Annotated in this window: 21 protein-coding genes; 13 read left to right on the forward strand and 8 right to left on the reverse strand. The window is 74.2% G+C overall.

The annotated features are described in order from the left end of the window. The 3 genes from PV721_RS21525 to PV721_RS21535 all read left to right on the forward strand — a co-directional run. Window positions 1-1055, forward strand: a 1055-nt coding sequence (locus PV721_RS21525) for a peptide-N4-asparagine amidase (protein ID WP_319726919.1), incomplete at its 5' end; no start/stop codon positions are given. 27 nt (window positions 1056-1082) lie between these two features. Beyond that, a complete protein-coding gene (locus tag PV721_RS21530; protein ID WP_319726921.1) occupies window positions 1083-2792 on the forward strand; it encodes a serine/threonine-protein kinase in 1710 nt (569 codons plus the stop codon). A gap of 95 nt (window positions 2793-2887) precedes the next feature. Further along, window positions 2888-3826 (forward strand): phytoene/squalene synthase family protein, encoded by a 939-nt coding sequence (locus PV721_RS21535; protein WP_319726923.1) that lies wholly within the window; start codon window positions 2888-2890, stop codon window positions 3824-3826. On the opposite strand, the gene PV721_RS21540 is transcribed toward PV721_RS21535, so the two are convergent. Together PV721_RS21540 and PV721_RS21545 are read right to left on the reverse strand one after the other, a co-directional pair. After that, complete coding sequence (locus PV721_RS21540; protein WP_319726925.1) at window positions 3810-4550, reverse strand: LysM peptidoglycan-binding domain-containing protein; 741 nt, start codon at window positions 4548-4550, stop codon at window positions 3810-3812. The genes PV721_RS21535 and PV721_RS21540 overlap by 17 nt on opposite strands. A gap of 347 nt (window positions 4551-4897) precedes the next feature. Further along, the gene (locus PV721_RS21545) at window positions 4898-5896 is read right to left on the reverse strand and encodes a dihydrodipicolinate synthase family protein (RefSeq protein WP_319726927.1); all 999 of its coding nucleotides are present in this window, start codon (window positions 5894-5896) and stop codon (window positions 4898-4900) included. 71 nt (window positions 5897-5967) lie between these two features. Between PV721_RS21545 and PV721_RS21550 the strand changes: the two genes are divergently transcribed. The 4 genes from PV721_RS21550 (at window position 5968) to PV721_RS21565 (ending at window position 10128) form a co-directional block, all read left to right on the forward strand. After that, window positions 5968-6900 (forward strand): LysR family transcriptional regulator, encoded by a 933-nt coding sequence (locus PV721_RS21550; RefSeq protein ID WP_319726929.1) that lies wholly within the window; start codon window positions 5968-5970, stop codon window positions 6898-6900. A 73-nt stretch (window positions 6901-6973) separates the two neighbouring features. Further along, window positions 6974-8059, forward strand: a complete 1086-nt coding sequence (locus tag PV721_RS21555) for an S-(hydroxymethyl)mycothiol dehydrogenase (RefSeq protein WP_319726930.1) — start codon at window positions 6974-6976, stop codon at window positions 8057-8059. Between the two features lie 140 nt (window positions 8060-8199). Beyond that, a complete protein-coding gene (locus PV721_RS21560; RefSeq protein WP_319726977.1) occupies window positions 8200-9504 on the forward strand; it encodes an alpha/beta fold hydrolase in 1305 nt (434 codons plus the stop codon). Window positions 9505-9807: 303 nt separating this feature from the next. Continuing rightward, window positions 9808-10128 carry a hypothetical protein gene (locus PV721_RS21565; protein ID WP_319726931.1) on the forward strand — a complete coding sequence of 107 codons (321 nt, stop codon included), beginning with the start codon at window positions 9808-9810 and terminating at the stop codon, window positions 10126-10128. Here PV721_RS21565 and PV721_RS21570 read toward each other — a convergent pair. Beyond that, window positions 10108-10926, reverse strand: coding sequence for an MBL fold metallo-hydrolase (locus PV721_RS21570; RefSeq protein ID WP_319726933.1), 819 nt, complete (start codon window positions 10924-10926; stop codon window positions 10108-10110). The two genes, PV721_RS21565 and PV721_RS21570, sit on opposite strands and share 21 nt — an antisense overlap. A gap of 18 nt (window positions 10927-10944) precedes the next feature. Between PV721_RS21570 and PV721_RS21575 the strand changes: the two genes are divergently transcribed. Together PV721_RS21575 and PV721_RS21580 are read left to right on the forward strand one after the other, a co-directional pair. Further along, window positions 10945-11706, forward strand: a complete 762-nt coding sequence (locus tag PV721_RS21575) for a PIG-L deacetylase family protein (protein WP_319726935.1) — start codon at window positions 10945-10947, stop codon at window positions 11704-11706. 72 nt (window positions 11707-11778) lie between these two features. Next, a complete protein-coding gene (locus PV721_RS21580; RefSeq protein ID WP_319726938.1) occupies window positions 11779-12612 on the forward strand; it encodes an enoyl-CoA hydratase/isomerase family protein in 834 nt (277 codons plus the stop codon). On the opposite strand, the gene PV721_RS21585 is transcribed toward PV721_RS21580, so the two are convergent. Genes PV721_RS21585 through PV721_RS21595 form a run of 3 tightly spaced genes read right to left on the reverse strand, consistent with a single transcriptional unit; the run spans window position 12599 to window position 15502 of the window. After that, window positions 12599-13402 carry a hypothetical protein gene (locus PV721_RS21585; protein ID WP_319726940.1) on the reverse strand — a complete coding sequence of 268 codons (804 nt, stop codon included), beginning with the start codon at window positions 13400-13402 and terminating at the stop codon, window positions 12599-12601. The two genes, PV721_RS21580 and PV721_RS21585, sit on opposite strands and share 14 nt — an antisense overlap. Window positions 13403-13439: 37 nt before the next feature. After that, window positions 13440-14336 carry an SDR family oxidoreductase gene (locus tag PV721_RS21590; RefSeq protein ID WP_319726943.1) on the reverse strand — a complete coding sequence of 299 codons (897 nt, stop codon included), beginning with the start codon at window positions 14334-14336 and terminating at the stop codon, window positions 13440-13442. Between the two features lie 50 nt (window positions 14337-14386). After that, window positions 14387-15502 (reverse strand): hypothetical protein, encoded by a 1116-nt coding sequence (locus PV721_RS21595; protein ID WP_319726945.1) that lies wholly within the window; start codon window positions 15500-15502, stop codon window positions 14387-14389. A gap of 212 nt (window positions 15503-15714) precedes the next feature. Here PV721_RS21595 and PV721_RS21600 point away from each other — a divergent pair, with 212 nt between their 5' ends. From PV721_RS21600 to PV721_RS21610, 3 genes are read left to right on the forward strand one after another with little or no spacing between them, the layout of a single operon-like run. Further along, window positions 15715-16689, forward strand: coding sequence for an NADPH:quinone oxidoreductase family protein (locus PV721_RS21600; protein WP_319726948.1), 975 nt, complete (start codon window positions 15715-15717; stop codon window positions 16687-16689). Then, window positions 16686-17885: an acyl-CoA dehydrogenase family protein gene (locus PV721_RS21605; protein ID WP_319726950.1), complete on the forward strand. Its 1200-nt coding sequence runs from the start codon at window positions 16686-16688 to the stop codon at window positions 17883-17885. The genes PV721_RS21600 and PV721_RS21605 overlap by 4 nt, the downstream gene beginning before the upstream one ends. After that, window positions 17882-19006 carry an acyl-CoA dehydrogenase family protein gene (locus tag PV721_RS21610; RefSeq protein ID WP_319726952.1) on the forward strand — a complete coding sequence of 375 codons (1125 nt, stop codon included), beginning with the start codon at window positions 17882-17884 and terminating at the stop codon, window positions 19004-19006. Before PV721_RS21605 ends, PV721_RS21610 begins: the two co-directional genes overlap by 4 nt. Here PV721_RS21610 and PV721_RS21615 read toward each other — a convergent pair. Together PV721_RS21615 and PV721_RS21620 are read right to left on the reverse strand one after the other, a co-directional pair. Continuing rightward, window positions 19003-19470, reverse strand: a complete 468-nt coding sequence (locus PV721_RS21615; RefSeq protein WP_319726954.1) for a hypothetical protein — start codon at window positions 19468-19470, stop codon at window positions 19003-19005. The genes PV721_RS21610 and PV721_RS21615 overlap by 4 nt on opposite strands. After that, the gene (locus PV721_RS21620; RefSeq protein WP_319726956.1) at window positions 19467-19904 is read right to left on the reverse strand and encodes an RNA polymerase sigma factor; all 438 of its coding nucleotides are present in this window, start codon (window positions 19902-19904) and stop codon (window positions 19467-19469) included. Before PV721_RS21620 ends, PV721_RS21615 begins: the two co-directional genes overlap by 4 nt. Window positions 19905-20169: 265 nt before the next feature. On the opposite strand from PV721_RS21620, the gene PV721_RS21625 reads away from it, so the two are divergent. Continuing rightward, on the forward strand, window positions 20170-20793 hold the full coding sequence (locus PV721_RS21625; RefSeq protein ID WP_319726958.1) for a hypothetical protein: 624 nt from the start codon (window positions 20170-20172) through the stop codon (window positions 20791-20793). Window positions 20794-21199: the final 406 nt, after the last annotated feature.

The raw sequence follows: 21199 nt of genomic DNA on the forward strand, positions 1-21199 counted from the left end.
CCCCCGACCGCGTCCTGCCCCTCACCTCCCCGTCGGTCACCACCCCGCGCAACACCGAGCGGCTCCTCGCCGAGGTGTACGCCACCGGCTCCGGCGGCGGCTGCGAGGAGTACTGGTACATGACCACCCCCGACGCGGCCCCGTACTCCTGCAAAGCCGCCGACGGCCCCCACCGCGAGGTCCGCGTCTCCGTCGACGGGCAGCTCGCGGGCATCGCCGCGCCCTTCCCCACGGTCTGGACCGGCGGCTGGTCCAACCCCTTCCTCTGGTACGTCACCCCCGGCCCGCGCGCCTTCGACGTACAGCCGATCCGCTACGACCTGACCCCCTACGCCGCCCTCCTCAACGACGGCCGGCCGCACCGGATCGAGGTGACCGTCGCCGGGGTGCCGGCCGGCCAGAGCGGCTGGAGCACCCCCACCAACCTGCTGCTGTGGCAGGACGAGGCCCGGCAGGTCGTCACCGGGGCCCTGACCCGGCACGAGCAGAGCGCCCCGGAGGGCCACTCCCGCTGGACGCCCGCCTCGCCCGGCGGACAGCACCGCCTGGACACCGAGGGAGGCCACCGGCTGACCGTCGCAGGGCACCTGAACACCTCCCACGGCCGGGTGGCCACCACCGTCACCCGCACCGTGCGGGGAACTTCCGTCCACCGTTGGACCGACGGCGAGAACCTCGACGCGCTCGACGCCACCTGGACCGACGAGGAGAGCGTCACGCACGGGCCGACCACCACACGGACCGCCCGCACCTACACGATGGACGGCGAGACCACCCTCGGCGCCGGTGACCGGCTGCGTACCGTCCTCTCCCTCGGCGACCGCGCGGACACCGTCACCCTGCGCGGTGGCCGGCCGGTGGACTCCTCCCGGCTCGACGACCGGTACACGGGTGACGCCACCTACACGGCGAACGTCCCGCGCGACCAGCGGCACGCGGTCGCGACCACCTCCGCCCGCTACCGGCAGTACGGGGCGCCGGCGGCTGGCGGGTGCTACGACCGCACGGTGGACACCGTCCAGGGAACGGTCACGGTGGACCGCCGACGCTGCTGACGGTGGCGGCGCCTACGATGATCCGCCATGGACACGAGTGAGGCCGGCAGACAGCTGATCGACGGGCGCTTCGAACTGGTAGCGCCCCTGGGCAGCGGCGGCATGGGTACTGTTTGGCGGGCGCGCGACATCGCCCTGCACCGAGAGGTCGCGCTCAAGGAGGTGCGTCCGCCGGACCCGGCGACCGCCGCCGCCCAGCCCGGCCTCGCGGACCAGCTGCGCGAACGCGCCGTCCGCGAGGCCCGTGCCCTCGCCCGCCTCGCCCACCCCCACGTCGTGACGATCCACCACATCGTCGAACCGGCGGAAGGCGCCGACGGGCACCCGTGGATCGTCATGGAGATGGTCAGGGGCGGTTCCCTGTACGACCGCCTGGAGTCCGGGCCGATGCCGCCCGCGGAAGCGGTGCGGCTCGGCCTCGACGTCCTGTCCGCGCTGCGCGCCGCGCACGCGGAGGGCATCCTCCACCGTGACGTGAAGCCGGCCAACGTCCTGCTGCGCCCCGACGGGTCGGCCGTCCTGACCGACTTCGGCATCGCCGCGCTGCACGACTCCACCGGGCTCACCGCGACCGGAGTGCTGATCGGCTCACCGGAGTACATCGCACCCGAGCGGGTCCGCGGGGAGGAGGGGCTGGCCGCCTCGGACCTGTGGTCGCTCGGCATGCTCCTGTACGTGGCTGCCGAGGGGGCCAATCCGCTGCGCCGGGCCACCAGCCTGGCCACGGTCGTCGCCGTGCTCGACGAGCCGATCCCCGCGCCGGTGCGCTCCGGCCCGCTGGGACCCGTACTGGAGCGGCTGCTCGTGCGGGACCCGGCCGCGCGGCCCGACGGCGAGCAGCTGGAACGACTGCTCCGGGACGCGAGCGCTGCTCTCGGTACCGGCGCCGGCCCCACGCCAGCCGTCCCGCCGTCCGTCGCCTCCCCGGTCGCGCCGGGCCCGTACGGGCAGTTCGGTCCGTACGCGCCGGCCGGCACGCCGCACACCCCGCCGCCGCACACCCCGCCGCCGTACGGCTCCGGTGGCTCCCCGTACGGGGCGGCCACGACGCCCGTTCCGGTGGCGTCCGCCCCGCGCAGGCGCCCGGCCCTGATCGGCGCCGCGATCACCGCGGTCCTGGCGGCCGGCGTCGTCGGCATAGTCCAGCTCCTGCCCGACGGGAACTCCGGCGACGACGACGCGAAGGGCGGCGCCGCGACCCGCCCGGCCGTCGCCACCCCCGCCACGCCGTCCGTGCGGGACGCCTCCTCGACCCCGTCCCCGAAGGCGAGCGCGCAGAAGGCGGACGCGCCCCGGGGCAGCATGATGACGCCGGAGAACATCCGCACCGCCCTGGAGGCGTTCAAGAAGGAGGCGGGGACGACCACCTTCGTCGACATGACGCTCTACGACGGCTACATCCTCGCCTCCATCCCCACCGCCGCCGGCGCCGAGACCGTCGACTCCTGGCAGTACCGGGACGGCGCGGCCTCGCGCACGGGACCGGACGGCACGGTCGAGGAGGGGGAGCCGCTGATCGACATGGCCACGGTCAACTGGGACGCGCTGCCCGGCATGCTGGAGCAGTCCAAGAAGGACCTGAAGGTCGAGAAGCCGACCTCGCGCCACGTCATCGTCGACCCATGGATGATGGACCAGGTCCCCTCCATCCGCACGTACCTCAGCGACGAGTACGGGCGCGGCGGCTACGTCCTGTGGAAGACCGACGGCAGCCTCAGGAAGGTCACCGCCACCTGAGCCCGCGTGCCCGCACAGGGCCGCACGGAGCCGAGCGGGGGCGCGCACGCACGCGCCCTCCCATCCGCCCACGCACACCGAGGAGCTCGACCCCCATGCCCAGCTGGCGCACCACCCTCACGGCGGCCGGGATGTCCGGCCCGCGGCTGCGGGACGACTACACGCACGCCGCCCGCCGGGTGCTCCGCCGCGAACCCGCCCCGTACCTCGCGCTGCGGCTGCTGGCCGCGCCGCAGCTGGTGCCGTACCTCGCCGCGGGACTCGCCTTCATGAACCTCGTCGACGACGTGGCCGAGACCGGCACCCCGCAGCAGCGGGCCGCCGGACTCGCCGCGCTGACCGAGCGCACCGAGGCGGCCCTGACGTCCGGGGACAGCCCCGATCCCGTGCTGCGCGCCTACGCGCACGCGGTGGACTCCCGCGCCCTCCCCGCGCACTGGGTCTCCCGCTTCCTGGAGGGCGCCGCCACCGCCGAGGCCGCCTTCGACGGCTTCGCCGCCGAGGAGGACTTCCAGGAATACCTCGACGCCTACGCGTGGCCCGGCGTACTGGTCTTCACCGGACTCCAGTACCAGGGCGGCCCCGACCCCGAACAGGCCGCCGGCTGGCGGCGGTTCGTCGACGCCGCCCAGCGTGTCGACTTCCTCGCGGACCTGTGCGGGGACCTCGCGGACGGCCGGCTCTGCATCCCGCGCGAGCGGCTCGCCGAGCACTCCGTGACCCGGGCCGACCTGGAACGGGCCCGCGACACCCCGGGCGTGCGCGCCCTCCTCGCCGACGAGAGCCGGCGTGCGCGCACGGCCCTCGACGCCACCCACGGCATCCTCGGCCTCGCCGAACCCGGACTGCGTCCTGTCATCGAGACCATGAGGGAGCTCATGGAGCACCAGCTGACCCGCGTGGAGCGGGCGGGCGTGGGCGCCCTGCGCCGGGACGTCGGCTACGGCCTGGCGGCGCCCCTGCGGATCCTCGTCCGCGCCGCCCGTCGGTCCGCGCCGCCCGTCACCGAAGCGGGGTCTAGTAGGGCCCGTTGACGTTGTCGATCGAGCCGTAGCGGGCTGCCGCGTAGTTGCAGGCGGCGGTGATGTTGGCGACCGGGTCGTAGGAGTTCTGCGAGGTGCCGGGCACGTGATAGGCCCGGAAGGTCGGGTCGATGACCTGGAGCAGACCCTTGGACGGGATCCCGTTCTTGGCGTTGATGTCCCAGTTGTTGATCGCCATCGGATTGCCGGAGGACTCGCGCATCACATTGCGGTGAATTCCGTTGTAGCTACCGGGAATACCGTGCTTGGCCATCACGTCGAGGGACTCGCGGATCCACCCGTCGAGGTTGTTCGGGTAGGCGCTGGCGGGCTTGGCAGCGGCCTTGAGGGCGGGCCGGGCGGCGGACCTGCTCGCACGGGCGGTCTCCGTCTGGGTGCCGAGCTTCAGTTTGATGCCGGGCCGGATGATCGACGGGTTGTCACCGATGACGCTCCGGTTCGCCGCATAGAGCTGCTTCCAGCCGCCGCTCACGGAATGCTCCGCCGCGATCTCGGAAAGAGTGTCGCCAGCGACCACGGAATACGTCGTGGGAGTGGCGGCGCCGGCCGCGGGGGCGGCGGTCTGCGCCGTGGGGGCGGTGGTCGTCTGCACCGCCCCGGCGCTGGTCGCGCTGATCAGCGGCAGAGTGAGGGCCGCGCCACCGGTGCCGGCCAGGGCCAGCTTGCGGGTGATCGCGTGGTGCTTCGGCCGACGGTGCTTACCCTTTGCAGGCATGGGGGAATTCCTCACGTGGGGGGACGGGAGAGCCCGGGCGGCGGCCTATTCGGCGAGCGGTCCACCTGGAGTGAGGTGACCGTAAGTGAGCCCTGAGGGCGGGAACAAGCCCCGAATTCCACCCATAGATCGACATCCCGCTATCGGCCCGTTAAATGACCATGAAGGCTCCTCGATGAAATAGCCGATTCCCTTTCCGGGAAAAGGGGATCGGCCGTTCTGCGGAAATGATGTTGGCCTCTCCGGCGTGACTCACATCACGGGCCGGGGCCCTGTGCCCAATACGGGCAAGTCCGGTCTCGATCCTGCCTATTCGGGCTACAGGCGCTTTGGCGGCGAATCGCCCATCATGGACTCTTTCCGGCATGCGCCGCCTGCTGCGGCGGGCCGGCGGGAAGCTCGCCCAGCCGCTCCAGGGTGGCTGCCACCGCCGCCTCCGTGGCGGGCAGCAGCGGGAGCCGTACGCCGGGGCTCGGAATGCGGCCCTGCGCGTGCAGCACGCCCTTGACGACCGCCGGATTGGGTTCGGCGAAGGCCGCGGCCGACATCCGGGCCAGCGCGTGCCCCAGGGGCCGCGCCCGGGCCGCGTCACCGGACCGCCAGGCCGCCGCGAGCGCCACGAAGCGCTCCGTCGCCAGATGCGCCGAGGCGAGGATCCCGCCGGCCGCGCCCAGCGCCAGCAGCGGAGACAGGTACGCGTCGTCGCCCGCCAGCACCTCGAACCCCGCCGGCAGGTCCCCGAGCAGCGCCACCGCGTCCTGGTCGATGCCGCCGCCCGCGTACTTCATCCCGGCGACCCCGGGGAGCGCCCCGAGGGCCCGCAGCGCGGCCGCGTCCAGCGGCTGCCCGGTGCGATAGGGGATGTGATAGACGATCAGCGGTACGGGGCTCACCTCCGCCAGCCGCGCGAAGTGCGCCAACACCCCCGGGGCCGAAGGCCGTACGAATGCGGGCACGGTCACGAGCGCCGCGCGTGCCTGCGGCCACCGCGCCAGCCGGGCCAGCGAGGCCTCGGCGGCCCGGGTCCCGCTCGCCCCGGCGCCGACCGTCAGCAGCGCACCCCGCTCCCGGCAGACCTCGGCGCACACATCGGTGACGAGGTCGCGCTCCGCCCCGTCGAGGGCGGCCGTCTCCGCGGTGGTGCCGAGGGCGACGATCCCGGTGGCGCCCGCGTCGAGCACCTCGTGGGCGAGCGCCTCCAGGGCTCCGGCGGCGATCTCCCCGGCCGGGGTGAAGGGGGTGACGAGCGGTACGTGGACTCCGTGGAGCGGGAGGTCCCCTGTGGTGTGCCGAGTCGCGTGCGGTGTCGTGTGCGGTGTCGTGTGCTGTGCCGTGTCCTGTCCCATGCCGAAGAGCCTCGCCCGCCCGGAGCGTCAAATCCAGTTCGCATTCCTTAACCGAGCCGTAAGCTGAGCCGATGCTCGACGTACGACGCCTGCGCCTGCTGCGCGAACTGGCCCGCCGCGGCACCATCGCCGCCGTGGCCGAAGCCCTCGCTTTCAGCCCTTCGGCGGTCTCCCAGCAGCTCAGCGTGCTGGAACGGGAGGCCGGCCTGCCCCTGCTGGAGCGCACCGGCCGCCGGGTGCGGCTCACCCCGGCGGGGGAGAACCTGGTCCGGCACGCGGACGCCGTCCTCGAACGGCTCGAAGAGGCCGACGCCGACCTCGCCCGGGCGCGCGGCGGCCTGGCCGGAGCCCTGCGGATCGGGGCCTTCCCCACCGCCACCCGCGCCATCGTCCCGGCCGCCCTGGCCGACCTCGCCCGGCGCCACCCCGCGCTGGAGCCGATGGTCTCCGAGACCGACCCGGCGGCGGTGGCGGACGCCCTGCGGGCCGGCGACCTGGACGTGGCACTGGTCCACGAGTACGACTTCGTCCCCGCCCCGCAGGAGCCGGGACTGGCCACCGAGCCGCTCTTCGCCGAGGCGATGTACCTGGCCGCGCCCGCCGGGGAGACCGCCGGGCCGTCCGAGGGGCACGACCAGGGCGCGGCCCTGCGCACCCACGCGCGGGCGCCCTGGATCACCGCCACCCCCGGCACCCTCTGCCACGCCATGACCGTACGGGCCTGCCAGGCCGCCGGTTTCACGCCGCGGGTCCGCCACCAGGTCGACGAGTTCGCCACCGTGCTCGCGCTGGTCGCGGCCGGCCAGGGCGTGGCCCTCGTACCGCAGCTCGGGGTCACCGGCCCCGCGGATCCGGCCGTGCGCCTCACCCGGCTGCCCGTGCGGCGCCGTACCGGCCTCGCCTTCCGCAGCGGGGCCGGCGCCCATCCCGCCGTGGCCGCCTTCGGCGCGGCGCTCCGGGCCGCCGTACCACCGGATCTGGACGGGTCGCGTGCCGAAACGTGACACAACTCCCGTACCGCGTGCCGCCCGTGTACGTTCGTTGATCCAGACCGATTCGATCAGAGCGGGGTACGACGTGACGCATCGCGTACGAGGGGTCATCGCCCGGAGCAAGGGCGCACCGGTGGAGACGACGACGATCCTCGTGCCCGACCCGGGACCCGGCGAGGCGCTCGTCCGGGTCCAGGCCTGCGGGGTCTGCCACACCGACCTGCACTACCGCGAGGGCGGGATCAACGACGAGTTCCCCTTCCTGCTCGGCCACGAGGCCGCCGGGATCGTCGAATCCGTCGGCCCGGACGTCACCTCCGTGGCCCCCGGCGACTTCGTCGTCCTCAACTGGCGCGCGGTGTGCGGCACCTGCCGTGCCTGCAAGCGCGGACGGCCCTGGTACTGCTTCGCCACGCACAACGCCACCCAGCCCATGACACTGGAGGACGGCACCCCGCTGTCCCCGGCCCTGGGCATCGGCGCGTTCGCCGAGAAGACCCTGGTGGCGGCCGGCCAGTGCACCAAGGTGGACCCGGCCGCGGCCCCCGCCGCCGCCGGACTCCTCGGCTGCGGGGTGATGGCCGGCCTCGGCGCCGCCCTGAACACCGGCAACGTCGGCCGGGGCGACTCCGTCGCCGTCATCGGCTGCGGGGGAGTGGGCAACGCGGCCGTGGCGGGTGCCCGTCTCGCGGGTGCCTCGAAGATCATCGCGGTGGACCTGGACGACCGGAAGCTGGAGTGGGCGCGCGGCCTGGGCGCCACCCACACCGTCAACGGCCGCACGGAGGACGTGGTCAAGGCCGTCCAGGGCCTGACCGACGGCAACGGCGCGGACGTGGTCATCGACGCCGTGGGCCGCCCCGAGACCTACCGGCAGGCCTTCTACGCGCGCGACCTCGCCGGAACGGTGGTCCTGGTCGGCGTGCCGACCCCGGAGATGAAGCTCGAACTCCCGCTCCTCGACGTCTTCGGCCGCGGCGGCGCCCTCAAGTCCTCCTGGTACGGAGACTGTCTGCCCGAGCGCGACTTCCCGCTGCTCATCGACCTCTACCTGCAGGGCCGGCTCGACCTGGACGCCTTCGTCTCCGAGACCATCCCGCTCGACGGGGTCGAGGACGCCTTCGCCCGGATGGAACGCGGCGAGGTGCTCCGCTCGGTCGTCGAGTTCTGACCCCGGGTCCGCCGCCGGACCGGACCGGCCCGGCCGGCGGGCACCCCATAGACTCGGCGGACCGCCACAGCCGCGCCCCGCCGCCACCCGGCCGGGGCGCGGAACTCCGCACCTCGTACCCCAGGGGGCCGCCCGTGACCATCGCCCACAGCTACCGCCAGCCCGGCACGGTCCTCACCGACCACCGGTTCACCGTCCCCCTGGACCACGCCCGCCCGGACGGGGAGCGGATAGAGCTGTACGCCCGCGAGGTCGTCGCCACCGGCAAGGACCCCGAGACGCTGCCGTGGTTGCTCTACCTGGAGGGCGGACCGGGCTTCGGCGCCCGCCGTTTCGTCGGCCGCCAAGCCTGGCTGGAGCGGGCGCTGACCGAGTACCGGGTGCTGCTGCTCGACCAGCGCGGAACCGGCCGGTCCACGCCGGTGAACCGGCAGACCCTGCCCCTGCGCGGCACCGCCGCCCAGCAGGCCGAGTACCTCGCCCACTTCCGCTCCGACTCCATCGTGCGCGACGCCGAGGCCATCCGCCCCGGCCTGACCGGCGGCGCGCCCTGGACCGTGCTCGGCCAGAGCTTCGGCGGCTTCTGCGCGACCCACTACCTCTCCACCGCGCCCGAGGGTCTCAGCGCCGCCCTGATCACGGGCGGCCTGCCGTCGCTGACCGCCACCGCCGACGAGGTGTACGAGGCCGCCTTCCCCCGCATCGAGCGCAAGAACCTGGCCCACTACGCCCGTTACCCGATGGACGTGGAGCGCGCCCGCAGGATCGCCGCCCACCTCGCGGACCACCCGGCCGAACTCCCCGGCGGCCACCGCCTCACCGTCGAGGGCTTCCAGTCCCTCGGCATCCTCCTCGGCGGCGGCGACGGCAGCCACCAGCTCCACTACCTGCTGGAGGACGCCTTCGTGCCGACCCCGGCGGGCCCGGCCCTCTCCGACGCCTTCCTGGAGGGCGCCCGCGCCCTGCTCTCCTTCGCCGGTCACCCCCTCTACGCGCTGGTCCACGAGGCGATCTACGCCCAGGACCCGGCCACGCCCACCGCCTGGGCGGCCGAGCGGGTCCGCGCGGGCCACCCCCGTTTCGACGCGGCGAAGGCACTCGCGGGCGACGAGCCCGTGCTCTTCAGCGGCGAGACCATCCACCCCTGGCACTTCACCACCGACCCGTCCCTCGCCCCGCTCCGCGAGACCGCCGAACTGCTGGCCGCCCGTACCGGCTGGCAGCCGCTCTACGACCCGGCGCGCCTCGCGGCCAACGAGGTGCCGGTGGCCGCCGCCGTCTACCACGACGACATGTACGTGGACACCGCCGACTCCCTGGCCACCGCCCGCGCCGTACGCGGCCTGCGGACCTGGGTGACGGACGAGTTCGAGCACGACGGCGTCCGCGCCGGCGGCCCCCGCGTCCTGGACCGGCTGCTGGCCCTGGTCCGAGACGAGGCGTGACCGGCGTCCTTGCAGGTCAGGCGTGTGAGGGGGGTCTCGGAGGCCGACCTTCCGGATCATCAACACGGGGGCCGCGTCCTGCACGGGCCGTCCGGTGGAGCTGTGGAGCGTCGGCGCCGTTTCGGCGAAGACCAGGTGGAAGAACCAGCCCGCCAAGGGCATCCGGCCGGCGACGGTGACGGACGCCAAGGGCCGTGAGGGCTGCGCGTCGGGGGACCTCGAGTTCGACGCCACCGCGTTGGTGAAGGAGGCGGCGGCCACGTCCCGGACCTCCGTCACCGTCGGTCTGTTCGCCTCGGAAGAGTGCGACTCCTCGGCCTGGAAGCGCTTCGCCCCGGCGAGCGCGAAGCCGGAGACGACCATCGGCCGCCCCGGGCCGCCGGTGATCAGCTCCCCCGAGCTCCCCGACGCCTCGAACGGCGCCGCCCAAACACCGGCAAGGCTCGCACCCCCGGCACCTTCACCTTCACCTTCGGCGCCGCCCCCGCCGCCGCTGGCGCGGACGGCAAGGCCGTCTGGTTCCGGGCGACGGCCACCGGGGTCGACGCGACCCCGCGGCCCGTCGCCCGGCCTCACGTCAACCAGCAGGGCCGGCCCTTGCGTTCAGCAGGGCCGGCCCGGTGACGTTTCCCCGGGCGGTTCCACGAACGCGCGGGTCAGGTGCGCGGTGGCCAGCAGGGCGCCGCGCTCTCGGGCCCGCGCCAGCAGGGCCTCGCGCGAGGCCCGGGCGGTTTCCCGGTCGCGCTCGTGGGAGTACGGCACCGCCGGGTCGCCCAGCTGCACCGCGTGCACCAGTACGTCACCGGTGACCACCACGTCCCGCGCTCCGGCGCCCTGATCCACCAGCACCGACTGGTGCCCGGGGGTGTGCCCGGGCGTCGGGAGCAGGGTGATGCCGGGCGCCAACCGGTGGGTCCCGTCCACCTCCTGCAACCGGCCGCTCGCCCGCAGCGGCGCCACCGTCCAGTCCCACACCGGATCCGCCCGGTCCAGCGCGGCCACCTCCGCGCGCTGCACGACGTACCGGGCCTCCGGGAAGAACGGCTCGCCGTCGGCCCCCGACGACCAGCCCGCGTGGTCCTCGTGAAGGTGGGTCAGGACCACCGCCTCCACGTCGGCCGGGTCGATGCCGGCCGCCCCGAGGGCGTCCGGCAGCCGCCCCGGCACCGGGGCCCACGCGGCGGCGGGGGACCCGGCCGGCCCGACCCCGGCGTCCACCAGCACCCAGCGTCCGCCGGGCCGGGCGACGGCGAAGCACCGGAAGTCCAGCCTCCACGCCCCGTCCGGTCCGGCCGCGCCCGGATCCAGCAGCGCGGCCCGGGCCCACGCGGCCCCGTCCGCCCCGGGAAAGGCGGTGCGGGCCGGCTCGAAGAAGATCCCCGTGGCGTCGAGCAGCGCCACCACCTGCCCATGACGGTCCATTCGCCTATTGTGCGATACATGACCGAACAACCTGATCAGCAGCCCGCCTTGCAGCCCATGCCCACCGACTGGACGCGCGCCCTCGCGGTGGTCGCACACCCCGACGACCTGGAGTACGGGTGCGCGGCGGCCATCGCGGACTGGACGGACGGGGGCCGGGAAGTCGTCTACCTCCTCGCCACGCGCGGCGAGGCGGGCATCGACAGCATCGCCCCCGCCGACTGCGGTCCGCTGCGGGAGGCGGAGCAGCGGGCGAGCGCCGCGGTCGTCGGCGTGTCCGAGGTGGAGTTCCTGGACTACCGCGACGGCGTCGTCGAGTACGGCCTCGACCTGCGCCGGGACATCGCCGCGGCCGTCCGGCGGCACCGGCCCGAGCTGATCGTCACCCTCAACCACCGTGACACGTGGGGCGGCGCGCAGGGCGGCGGCTTCTGGAACACCCCCGACCACAAGGCCGTCGGCCGGGCGGTACTGGACGCGGCCGGGGACGCCGGGAACCGCTGGATCTTCCCCGAGCTCATCGAGCAGGGCCTGGAGCCGTGGAACGGCGTGCGCTGGGTCGCGGTGGCCGGCTCCACCACCCCGACGCACGCGGCCGACGCCGGTCCCGGGCTGGAGCGCTCCGTGAAGTCCCTGCTGGAGCACAAGGCGTACATCGAGGTGCTCACGGACCAGGACCCGGAGGAGTACGTCCGTACCTTCCTCACCGGGAACGCCCAGCAGGCGGCGGCCCGCTTCGGCGGCCGTCCGGCCGTGCCGTTCGAGGTCTTCCCCCGCTGACCGCCCACCCCTAGTCTGACGGCTCGTCAGTTCGTCAGGTCGTCAGCCATCGGGCCGGGGGTGCGGGACACGGTGATCGACACCATCTCCACGGAGATCGCGGAGGGTGAGGAGCGGATCCGGCTGGAGGTCGCGGACGGCCTCGCGGTCCTCACCCTGTGCCGCCCGGACCAGCTCAACGGCTGGAGCTGGGAGTCCACCCGCCAGCTCGGCCTGCTCGCGGACCGGATCCGCTTCGACGCGTCCGTCCGGGTGGTGCTGCTGAGGGCCGAGGGCCGGGCCTTCTGCGCGGGCATCGACGTGACCGCCCCCGGCGGCGGCATCACGGGCGGATCCGCCGCCGAACGCACCCGCAACTACTACGAGGGCATCCGCTGGGTCCACGAGCGCTTCGCGGTCCTCGCCCGCCTCCCGCAGCCGGTGGTGGCCGCCGTCCAGGGCTACTGCCTCGGCTTCGGCTTCGAGCTGGCGCTGATGGCCGACGTCCGGGTGGCGGCCGAGGACGCCGTCTTCGCCCTGCCCGAAGCCCGGTTGGGCGTGGCGGTGGACGCGGGCGGCGACCTCCGCATCGCGCGCGAGGCGGGTGCGGGCTGGGCCAAGTACCTGGCCCTGACGGGCCGCCGCATCGACGCCACCACGGCGCAGCGACTCAACCTGGTCCAGCTGGTCGTGCCCGGCGAGGACCTGGACCCCACCTCCCGCGCCGTGGCGCGGGAGATCGCCGCGAACGCGCCCCTCGCGGTCCAGGGCATCAAGCGGGCGATAGACGGCTACGCCGACGCCGCCCTTCCCGCGGCCCTCGACCGGGTGGCGATGACCGCGGCCCTCACCCTCACCTCGGAGGACTGCCGGGAGGGCTACACGGCCAAGGCGGCCCGCCGGCCCCCGCGCTTCAGCGGAGGCTGAGCACCGGCCGGGTCGAGAACTGCTCGTACATGTCCTCGCCCTCCGGCCCGTACACGAACTCGGCCATGTACGGGTTGCGGTTGGCGGTGGCGAGCGGCAGCCAGGCGAGCAGGTCGCCGTATCCACCGCAGACGGCCTCGCCGCCGTCTCCGCCGTGCACCGCGGTCGGATCCCCGCTGAGCTCCGTGCGGTAGCTGTCGTAGGCGATGTGCAGCCCGAAGGCGTTCGGCTCGTGCCGCACTCCGCCGCTGCCCCCGTACGACGGCTCGTCCAGGGGGCACTCGCTCCCCCACCGGAAGAGGGTGCCCGCTCCGGCCCCGCAGGCGTGCTCCCACTCGTCGGCGCCGGGCATCCGCAGCCCGCGCGCCGCGAGGGCGGCCGGCAGGTCGGACGGGCGATCGCTCAGGGCTTCGTCCTCCACGGCCATGAGCACGGTGGCCAGCGTCGCGGTGCGCGGCGGGCTGAGCACGTCGGCGAGATAGGACGTCAGGTCGGGCTGCCCGTACCCGTAACCCTCGTCCACGCTCGCCGCGTAGTCGGCGCTCTGGGCGGGCGTCGCCGAGAACGCGTCAGGGTCGAACCCCAGCCGCACCGCCCCACCCGGTATGAGGGCGAACTCCTGCCCCCCGCGCTCGATGCGGACGCGGTGCAGCGGCCCGCCCAGGTGCTCGACGGCGTCGAGCAGGACCACCCGGCCGCCCACCTGCGCGGCGGCCTCGTGCGCGATGCGTCCGGCGGCGGCCGGGTCGAGCGCACGCCAGCGGTCAAGGGTCAGATCAGCGAGAGACATGGTGCGATCCTCGCACCGGCCACTGACAACCGGCGCCTCAGGGGACGAACGGGCCGCGGCCCAGCTGGGTGCGGACCGGGACCACTTCGGGGTTCACCAGCGAGCGGCGCTGCCAGTTCGCCCCGTCGACCACGAGGGTGTGGCCGGTGACGAAGCGGGCGTAGGGCGAGGCCAGGAAGGTGGCGGCCCAGCCCAGTTCGCGCGGAGCGCCGACCCGCAGGGCGGGCTGCCGGGCGTCCTTGGAGTCGGGCGCGGCGTGCTCCAGGCCGCCGCGGATGTCCTCGGTCATGTCGGCGTGCGGGAACAGCCCGGGCACCAGCCCGTTGATCTGGATGCCGTACGGGCCCCACTCGACGGCGAGCGTCTCCACCAGGTTCTTCACCCCGGCCTTGGCGGCGGCGCTGTGGGCGAACCCGGGCCCGCCCGTCCAGGCGTACGTGGCGCCGATGTTCACGATCGACCCGGGGGTGCCGGCGGCCAGGTGGCGGCGGCCGAACTCGCGGGTCACGAACCAGGTCCCGGTCAGCGTGATGTCGACCACCGCCCGCCAGGCGTTCGGCGACAGGTCCTCCGCGGGGGAGGGGAAGTTCGCGGCCGCGTTGTTGACCAGGACGTCCGGCGGCCCGAGCGCCGCCTCGGCCGCGTCGAAGACCTCCGAGACCCGCTCGGGATCCCTGATGTCGCAGACCGCGGCCGTCACCCGGCCCGCGCCGGGTACGGCCGCCAGCTCCTCCTGCGCCGCCTCGAGCGGCTCGGAGCGCCGCCCGGCGATCACCAGATCGGCTCCGAGCCGCGCGAACTCGGCGGCGATGGCCTTGCCCAGCCCGGTGCCGCCGCCGGTCACGAGGACCACCTGCCCCGCGTACGTACCGGGGGGCAGGGCGGCGGCGCCGAGCGCGGGCGGCGCGGGCAGCCCGCGCGGTGGTTTCTCCATGCGCCCATCGATAGCGTGCGGGCGCTCAGATCACCATGCCCGGAACGCGCCTAGCTCCCCGGGTTGTAGGCCTGCTTGGTCGCGCAGGTCCAGATCACCGGCTTGAGCCGGCCCTTCGCGTTCACGGCCGCCCCGCCGACCCGGTCGGCGTCCGAGACCGCATCGGCCATGCTCGCCCCGCCCGAGGCGAGTCGCGGCAGGGCCTTGACCGGCCCGGAACCCGCCCGCAGCAGGGCCTGGTCCGGCAGGGTCATCTCGTCCGGGTGGAACTTGGCCGTGCCCACGCTGACGTTCGTCGTCCCGCTGATCGCCTCGAACGTGGCGTACGGGTGCGAGCTCAGCACACCGGGAGAGCTGCTGGGGCCGGTGAGCGGGGGCTCCCAGACCAACGGCGTGTACTCGTGCCACGGTCCGGCCCAGTCGTAGCCGACGATCCGGCGGCTCTCGTCGATGTCCTGGACGTAGCTGTCGTTCACGGCCGGAGCCAGCAGCCGCGCGGCGGAGCCGTCCCCCGGCCACAGGACCGGGTGGGTGCCCTCCAGGTGCGCGCCGGTCTCGGGGACCTCGTAGTCCTGCGTGGCCATGCCGAGGACGTCGCCCTGGTTGTTGATGCCGGTGACGATCGTGATCCGGGTCCCCGGTCCGGCGTCGGCCGGGACGGGCAGTTCGCGGACCTTCTGGCCGTCCTTCCAGACGGTGCCGATCCCGCTGTTCGAGCGGGAGACCACGTACCCGGCATCGTTGATGTCGGCCTCGAGGTCGGAGCCGTTGCTGTCCGGAAGCGGGGTGACCGCCGAGGCGCCCGCCCGGTACGTGAACAGGGAGGAGGCGCCGAAGCTGTGGAGCACCCCGACCATCAGGCCGTGCGCGTTGACGGCGAGCACCTGCCCCGTCATGTTCGGGTCGGTCAGCGGGACCGCGTGCACGGTGGTACCGGTCCAGTAGGCGGGCCTGTAGTCCGAGACGCCGACGGCGAGGTTGCCCGCGCCGAGGTCGGAGACCCCCTGGCTGCGCTGCATGTCGCGGGCGTACGACTCGTTCCCGATCGTGCCGAGCACCTGGATCTTCGGTACGCACGTCGCGTCGGCGGCGGTGGCCGGGCCCGCCGCGGTGATCAGGCCGGTCAGAACGATGGCGGCTCCGGCCGCGGACATGCTTCTTCTCATGTGGTGGTCCCCCCTGGACAGGTGCTGTTCCCCGTTGAGTCATGACACGTGCACGACACATGCTGCCTGATCTTGAGGCCGATGTGGCCTGAATGACGCGTGTCGATTCGATCCGGCTCGGATCAGCACCCCGACCGGTGGTTCCCAGAGAGGCAAGCGACTGCTTAGTATGCCCGCGTAGCGTGGTTCTCGACGGCGGCTGGAGGCCCCGGATGCAGGCATGGCGAGTACATACCCCCGGTGAGCCCCGTGAGGCCATGCGCCTCGAAGAGGTTCCCGAGCCGGTGCCCGGTGAGGGCGAGGTGAGGCTCAAAGTGCTCGCGGCGAACGTCAACTTCCCCGACGCGCTGCTCGTCCGCGGTCAGTACCAGATCCGCCCCCCGCTGCCCTTCACCCCCGGCGTCGAGATCTGTGGCGAGACCGAGGACGGCCGCCGCGTCATCGCCAACCCCAGCCTGCCGCACGGCGGTTTCGCCGAGTACGTGACCGCCCCGGCGCGCGCCCTGCTCCCGGCCCCGGACACCCTCGACGACGCCGAGGCCGCCGCCCTGCACATCGGCTACCAGACCGGCTGGTTCGGCCTGCACCGCCGCGCCCGCCTCCAGAGCGGCGAGACCCTCCTCGTGCACGCGGCCGCCGGCGGGGTCGGCAGCGCCGCCGTCCAGCTCGGCAAGGCAGCCGGGGCCACCGTCATCGGGGTCGTCGGCGGCAAGGCCAAGGCGCGCACCGCCGAGGAGCTCGGCTGCGACCTGGTGATCGACCGTACGACGGAGGACCTCGTCTCCCGCGTCAAGGAGTTCACCGGCGGGCGCGGCGCCGACGTCGTCTACGACCCGGTCGGCGGCGACTCCTACACCGCCTCCGCCAAGTGCGTGGCCTTCGAGGGCCGGATCGTCGTCGTCGGCTTCGCGAGCGGCGCCATCCCGGCCCCCGCCCTCAACCACGCACTGGTGAAGAACTACGCGATCCTCGGCCTGCATTGGGGGCTCTACGCCACCAAGGAGCCCGCCTCCATCCTCGCCTGCCACACCGAGCTCACCCGGCTCGCCGCCGAGGGCGCCGTCAAACCCCTGGTCAGCGAACGGGTCCCGCTCGCCGCGGCCGCCGACGCCGTGCAGCGCCTCGCCGACGGGACCACCACCGGCCGGCTGGTCGTCGTACCGGCACAGGACGGAGGCCCGCGATGACCGCCGCGGCCACCACCGCCGAGGAACTGCGCGCCCGGGTACGGGACCTGCTCGCCGCGCACCCGCCCCGGAACACCGCCCGCACCGACTTCCTGCGCGCCCGCTTCGACGCCGGACTCGCCTGGGTCCACTACCCCGAGGGCCTCGGCGGACTCGCCGCGCCCCGCACCCTCCAGGCCGTCGTCGACGCCGAGCTGGAGGCCGCCGGCGCGCCCGACAACGACCCGCGCCGGATCGGCATCGGCCTCGGCATGGCCGCGCCCACGATACTCGCGTACGGCACCGAGGAGCAGAAGAACCGCTTCCTGCGGCCCCTGTGGGTCGGCGAGGAGGTCTGGTGCCAGCTCTTCAGCGAGCCCGGCGCCGGATCCGACCTCGCCGCGCTCGGCACCCGCGCGGTCCGCGAGACGGGCTCCGGCGACTGGATCGTGGACGGCCAGAAGGTGTGGACCTCCAGCGCCCACACCGCCCGCTGGGCCATCCTGATCGCCCGCACCGACCCCGGGCTCCCCAAGCATCAGGGCATCACCTACTTCCTCTGCGACATGCACGCCCCCGGTGTCGAGGTCCGGCCGCTGCGCCAGATCACCGGCGAGGCCGAGTTCAACGAGGTCTTCCTCACCGGCGTCCGCATCCCCGACAGCCACCGCCTCGGCGCCGTCGGCGAGGGCTGGGCCGTCGCCCGCACCACCCTGATGAACGAACGGGTCTCCATCGGCGGCATGCGCATCCCGCGCGAGGGCGGCATGATCGCGCCGGTCGCCGCCGCCTGGCGCGAGCGCCCCGGGCTGCGCACCCACGCCCTCCACCAGCGGCTGCTGGAACTGTGGGTCGAGGCCGAGGTCGCCCGCCTCACCGGGGAGCGGCTGCGCCAGCAGCTCGCCGCCGGCCAGCCGGGCCCCGAAGGCTCGGGCATGAAGCTGACCTTCGCCCGGCTCAACCAGGAGATCAGCGGCCTGGAGGTCGAACTCCTCGGGGAAGAAGGCCTCCTGTACGAGGACTGGACCATGCGCCGTCCGGAACTGGTCGACTTCACCGGCCGCGACGCCGGCTACCGCTACCTGCGCGCCAAGGGCAACAGCATCGAGGGCGGCACGAGCGAAATCCTCCTCAACATCGTCGCCGAACGCGTCCTCGGCCTGCCCCCCGAGCCGCGCGACGACAAGGACCTCGCATGGAAGGACCTGTCCCGATGACGGCACCGACAGCGCCGACGGCGTCGGCCGACCTCCTCTACTCCGAGGCCGAGGAGGAGCTGCGCGCCGCCGTACGCTCGCTCCTCGCCGCCCGGTGCGACGCCGCGGGAGTCCTCGCCCGGGCCGAGACCGGCCGGCCGCACGACCCGGCCCTGTGGCACACCCTCGCCCTCGAGATCGGCACGGCGGGGCTCCTCGTACCCGAGAAGCTCGGAGGCCAGGGCGCGGGCCACCGCGAGGCGGCCGTGGTGCTGGAGGAGCTGGGCCGGGCCGTGGCGCCCGTCCCCTACCTCACGAGCGCCGTGCTCGCCACGGAGATCCTGCTCGGCTGCGACACCCCGGACGCCGCCCCGCTGCTGCGGGAGCTGGCCTCCGGACGCACGGTGTGCGCGCCCGCCGTGCCGCTGACCCTCGCCCCAGGGGCGCCCCTCCCGCCCGCGGTCCGGGACTCCGGTGCCGGGGCGCTGACCGGCACCGTCACCTCGGTCGCGGACGCGGTGGCCGCAGACGTCCTGCTCGTACTCGCCGACACCGGGCTGTACGCCGTCCCGGCCGCCCATGCCGAGCTGACCCCGCAGGTCCCGCTCGACCTGACCCGCCCGCTCGCCACCGTCACCCTCCGGGCGGCCGCCGGCACCCGCCTCGCCGACCCCGCGACAGCCCGGGCGGCCGTCGCCGGCGCCCTGCTCTCCGCGGCGGGACTGCTCGCGTCCGAGCAGGTCGGGCTCGCCGAGTGGTGCCTGACCGAGACCGTCGGACACGTCAGGACCCGCTACCAGTTCAACCGGCCCGTGGGCTCCTTCCAGGCCCTCAAGCACCGCCTGGCGCGGCTCTGGCTCGACGTGGCCTCCGCGCGCGCGGCGGCGAGGGCCGCGGCCGACGCCCTCGCCGCCGCGGCCCCCGACGCGCCCCTCACGGTCGCCGTCGCCCAGGCCTACTGCTCGGGCGTGGCCGTCCGCGCCGCCGAGGAGTGCGTCCAGCTCCACGGAGGCATCGGCATGACGTGGGAACACCCGGCCCACCTCTACCTCAAGCGGGCCAAGGCCGACTCCCTCGCCCTCGGCACGGCGGGCCACCACCGCGGGCTGGTGGCCGACTTCGCGGAACTCCCCGCCCCCTAGGGGGCGGGCGTGCTCTGACCGGGCCGGCCGCTGCCCTTCTCCGGCCCCTCCCGGTACGGGGGGATGCTCTGCTGGGGGCCGGCCGACAGGATCGTCGTGCGATGGGCGGGCTTCCCGTCGTGCTCCCCGCCGCGGTAGTGGGTGGTCGTCTCCAGCAGCCCGCCCTCCTCGGGGTCGATGATCATGCGGACGCGCGAGTGGAGGGTGTCGGCCTCCACGGCGGTTCCGCTGCGGCCGGTGCTGTCCTCGACCGGCCCGACCAGCCGGAGTCCCGGCATGTCCGCGAGGACCTCGTACACGGCCGCCCGCTGCCGTGGTTCGAGGGGCGCGAACCCGAGCAGGTTGTCCAGGGTGGCCAGGTAGGCCGAGTACGGAGCGGCCTCGCTGTCCTGCCCGGGGCCCCCGGGGTAGAACTCCTCCAGGGCCACCTTGAGCGCCGCGGCGTCCGGGGGAAGACGCTTCACTGGGTGAGCTGCTCCCAGGCGACGAGCAGGAGCAGTTCCCGCTCCACGGCCGGCAGGCCGGCGAGCGTCTCGCGCAGCAGCGGCCCACAGGCCGCGGCGTCCAGGCGCTGGTCCACGGCCTGCCAGGGGTCGGTGCCGGCCGGTTCCGGCAGGGGCGGATCGGACCGTTCCTGGCCGAGCCGCCGCCAGTGACCCGCCAGGACGTTCCGGGCCACCCCGAACAGCCAGGCCCTGGCCGTGCCCCGGCCGGCGTGGAATCCGGCGCGTCCGGCGAAGGCCTGCAGCCACACTTCGGCCAGCAGGTCGTCGGCCGCGTTCGGCGCTCTGCGCGCCGGATAGCCGTGCAGGTGGGCCGACAGCCGGACGACCAGCGCCTCGAAGGCGTCCGTGTCCCGGGCCGACCTGGTCAGCAGTGCGTCTTCGTCCGCGTTCACGCGCGTTCCCCTCCCCGGCCGCGTGCCGTAGCGGCCTCACCCCGTACTTGTCGCCTTCGCGCGGGAGCGTTCGCGGCACCGACCGATGGGGTGCCCGCCGGACGGAAAGGTTCCCTGTTGGGGTCTTTGTCGTTTCCGGACAGTCCGACGGGAATTCAGGTCATCGTCTCCGAAGGGCCTCCGTGACCGGCGCGGCCTTGCGCAGGCTGGAGCGTATCCGCGTCCCGGCCGGGGCGGGGACACCGCTACGCACAGGGGGAACGTGATGGGAGTACGTGCGGGGCTGCGCGGATCGGCCGCCGTGGCCGTGGCCGCGGTGCTGGCCTTCGTGACGTCGGGGCCCGCGGGGGGTGCCGAGCAATGGCGGCCGAGGCCGGGGACCCTGTACATCTCCGACATCCGCCTCGGGGACGGGGTCGGGTGGTCCGCCCCGCCGGTCCAGCGGGGCTGGGGCTGGCGGTACAACTGCCTGGAGGACTGGGCGTGGCAGCCGCCCGAGGTGAACGTCTGGCACCGGGAGTTCTCCACCGCGGAGACGGCCTCCGCCGAGCAGAAGGTGGTGGTCTTCGGGACCGAGGCCGAGGCCGTCGAGTTCGCGGACGCGGCCCGGCGGAACTACGCCGATTGCCCGCGCCGCCAGAACGAGCGGCCCGGCATCACCGCGACGGGATACGACCACGGTGTGGTGAACGTCGAGGAGGGCGCCACCCTCCAGGGCATGCACACCGTCGAGAGCGGTGCCCACGAGCGCCCCTACTTCAACTACCTGTGGGGCGTGGGCCGCGACGGGGACACCGTCACCCTCGTCGAGTGGCGCAGCTACTGGGGCGCCCCGCCGGTGGACGCATGGAAGAACGTCCTGCGCGCCGCGGTGAACAAGCTGTACTGACCGGGGGAGGAGAGGCCGGCGGCCGACCTGGGACCGCCGCCGCTGCGGGCCCGATGCGCGGGTGCCGGACTGGATGCATGCCTCACGACGCGGGCCCCCGGCACTGCGCATCGCGGCACGTCGGCCCCGCCGGCTCGCCGTAGCCGTCGTGGCCGTGGCCACGGCAGGCCTCTCGGCCGGCGGCCTCGGACCGTACGCCGCCGAGGGGGCACGCGATGCGTACCTTCGGCCGACCCGGGTCACTGCCGAACGGCCGATGCGGCGGCGGCGCCCTACGCGACCTCGTTCTCGACCGGCACCCGCTCTACCGGACGCACGACGGGGTGCTGCGCGTCCTCATCGCCTCCGTGGCGGTCCTGACCATGATCTACCTGCGCCGCCGGGAGCTCCCGCCCCGTGCCCTCAT

Source organism: Streptomyces sp. MB09-01 (genome assembly GCF_033794505.1).
In the GTDB taxonomy this organism is placed as follows: Bacteria; Actinomycetota; Actinomycetes; order Streptomycetales; family Streptomycetaceae; genus Streptomyces.

Bases quoted from the DNA above. Each gene is read 5' to 3' on its own strand.
- PV721_RS21585 (WP_319726940.1), bottom strand. From the start codon at position 13,402: ATGTCTCTCGCTGATCTGACCCTTGACCGCTGGCGTGCGCTCGACCCG.
- PV721_RS21600 (WP_319726948.1), top strand. From the start codon at position 15,715: ATGCAGGCATGGCGAGTACATACCCCCGGTGAGCCCCGTGAGGCCATG.
- PV721_RS21570 (WP_319726933.1), bottom strand. From the start codon at position 10,926: ATGGACCGTCATGGGCAGGTGGTGGCGCTGCTCGACGCCACGGGGATC.
- PV721_RS21545 (WP_319726927.1), bottom strand. From the start codon at position 5,896: ATGGGACAGGACACGGCACAGCACACGACACCGCACACGACACCGCAC.
- PV721_RS21595 (WP_319726945.1), bottom strand. From the start codon at position 15,502: ATGAGAAGAAGCATGTCCGCGGCCGGAGCCGCCATCGTTCTGACCGGC.
- PV721_RS21550 (WP_319726929.1), top strand. From the start codon at position 5,968: ATGCTCGACGTACGACGCCTGCGCCTGCTGCGCGAACTGGCCCGCCGC.
- PV721_RS21625 (WP_319726958.1), top strand. From the start codon at position 20,170: ATGGGAGTACGTGCGGGGCTGCGCGGATCGGCCGCCGTGGCCGTGGCC.
- PV721_RS21605 (WP_319726950.1), top strand. From the start codon at position 16,686: ATGACCGCCGCGGCCACCACCGCCGAGGAACTGCGCGCCCGGGTACGG.
- PV721_RS21610 (WP_319726952.1), top strand. From the start codon at position 17,882: ATGACGGCACCGACAGCGCCGACGGCGTCGGCCGACCTCCTCTACTCC.
- PV721_RS21530 (WP_319726921.1), top strand. From the start codon at position 1,083: ATGGACACGAGTGAGGCCGGCAGACAGCTGATCGACGGGCGCTTCGAA.
- PV721_RS21590 (WP_319726943.1), bottom strand. From the start codon at position 14,336: ATGGAGAAACCACCGCGCGGGCTGCCCGCGCCGCCCGCGCTCGGCGCC.
- PV721_RS21540 (WP_319726925.1), bottom strand. From the start codon at position 4,550: ATGCCTGCAAAGGGTAAGCACCGTCGGCCGAAGCACCACGCGATCACC.
- PV721_RS21575 (WP_319726935.1), top strand. From the start codon at position 10,945: ATGACCGAACAACCTGATCAGCAGCCCGCCTTGCAGCCCATGCCCACC.
- PV721_RS21535 (WP_319726923.1), top strand. From the start codon at position 2,888: ATGCCCAGCTGGCGCACCACCCTCACGGCGGCCGGGATGTCCGGCCCG.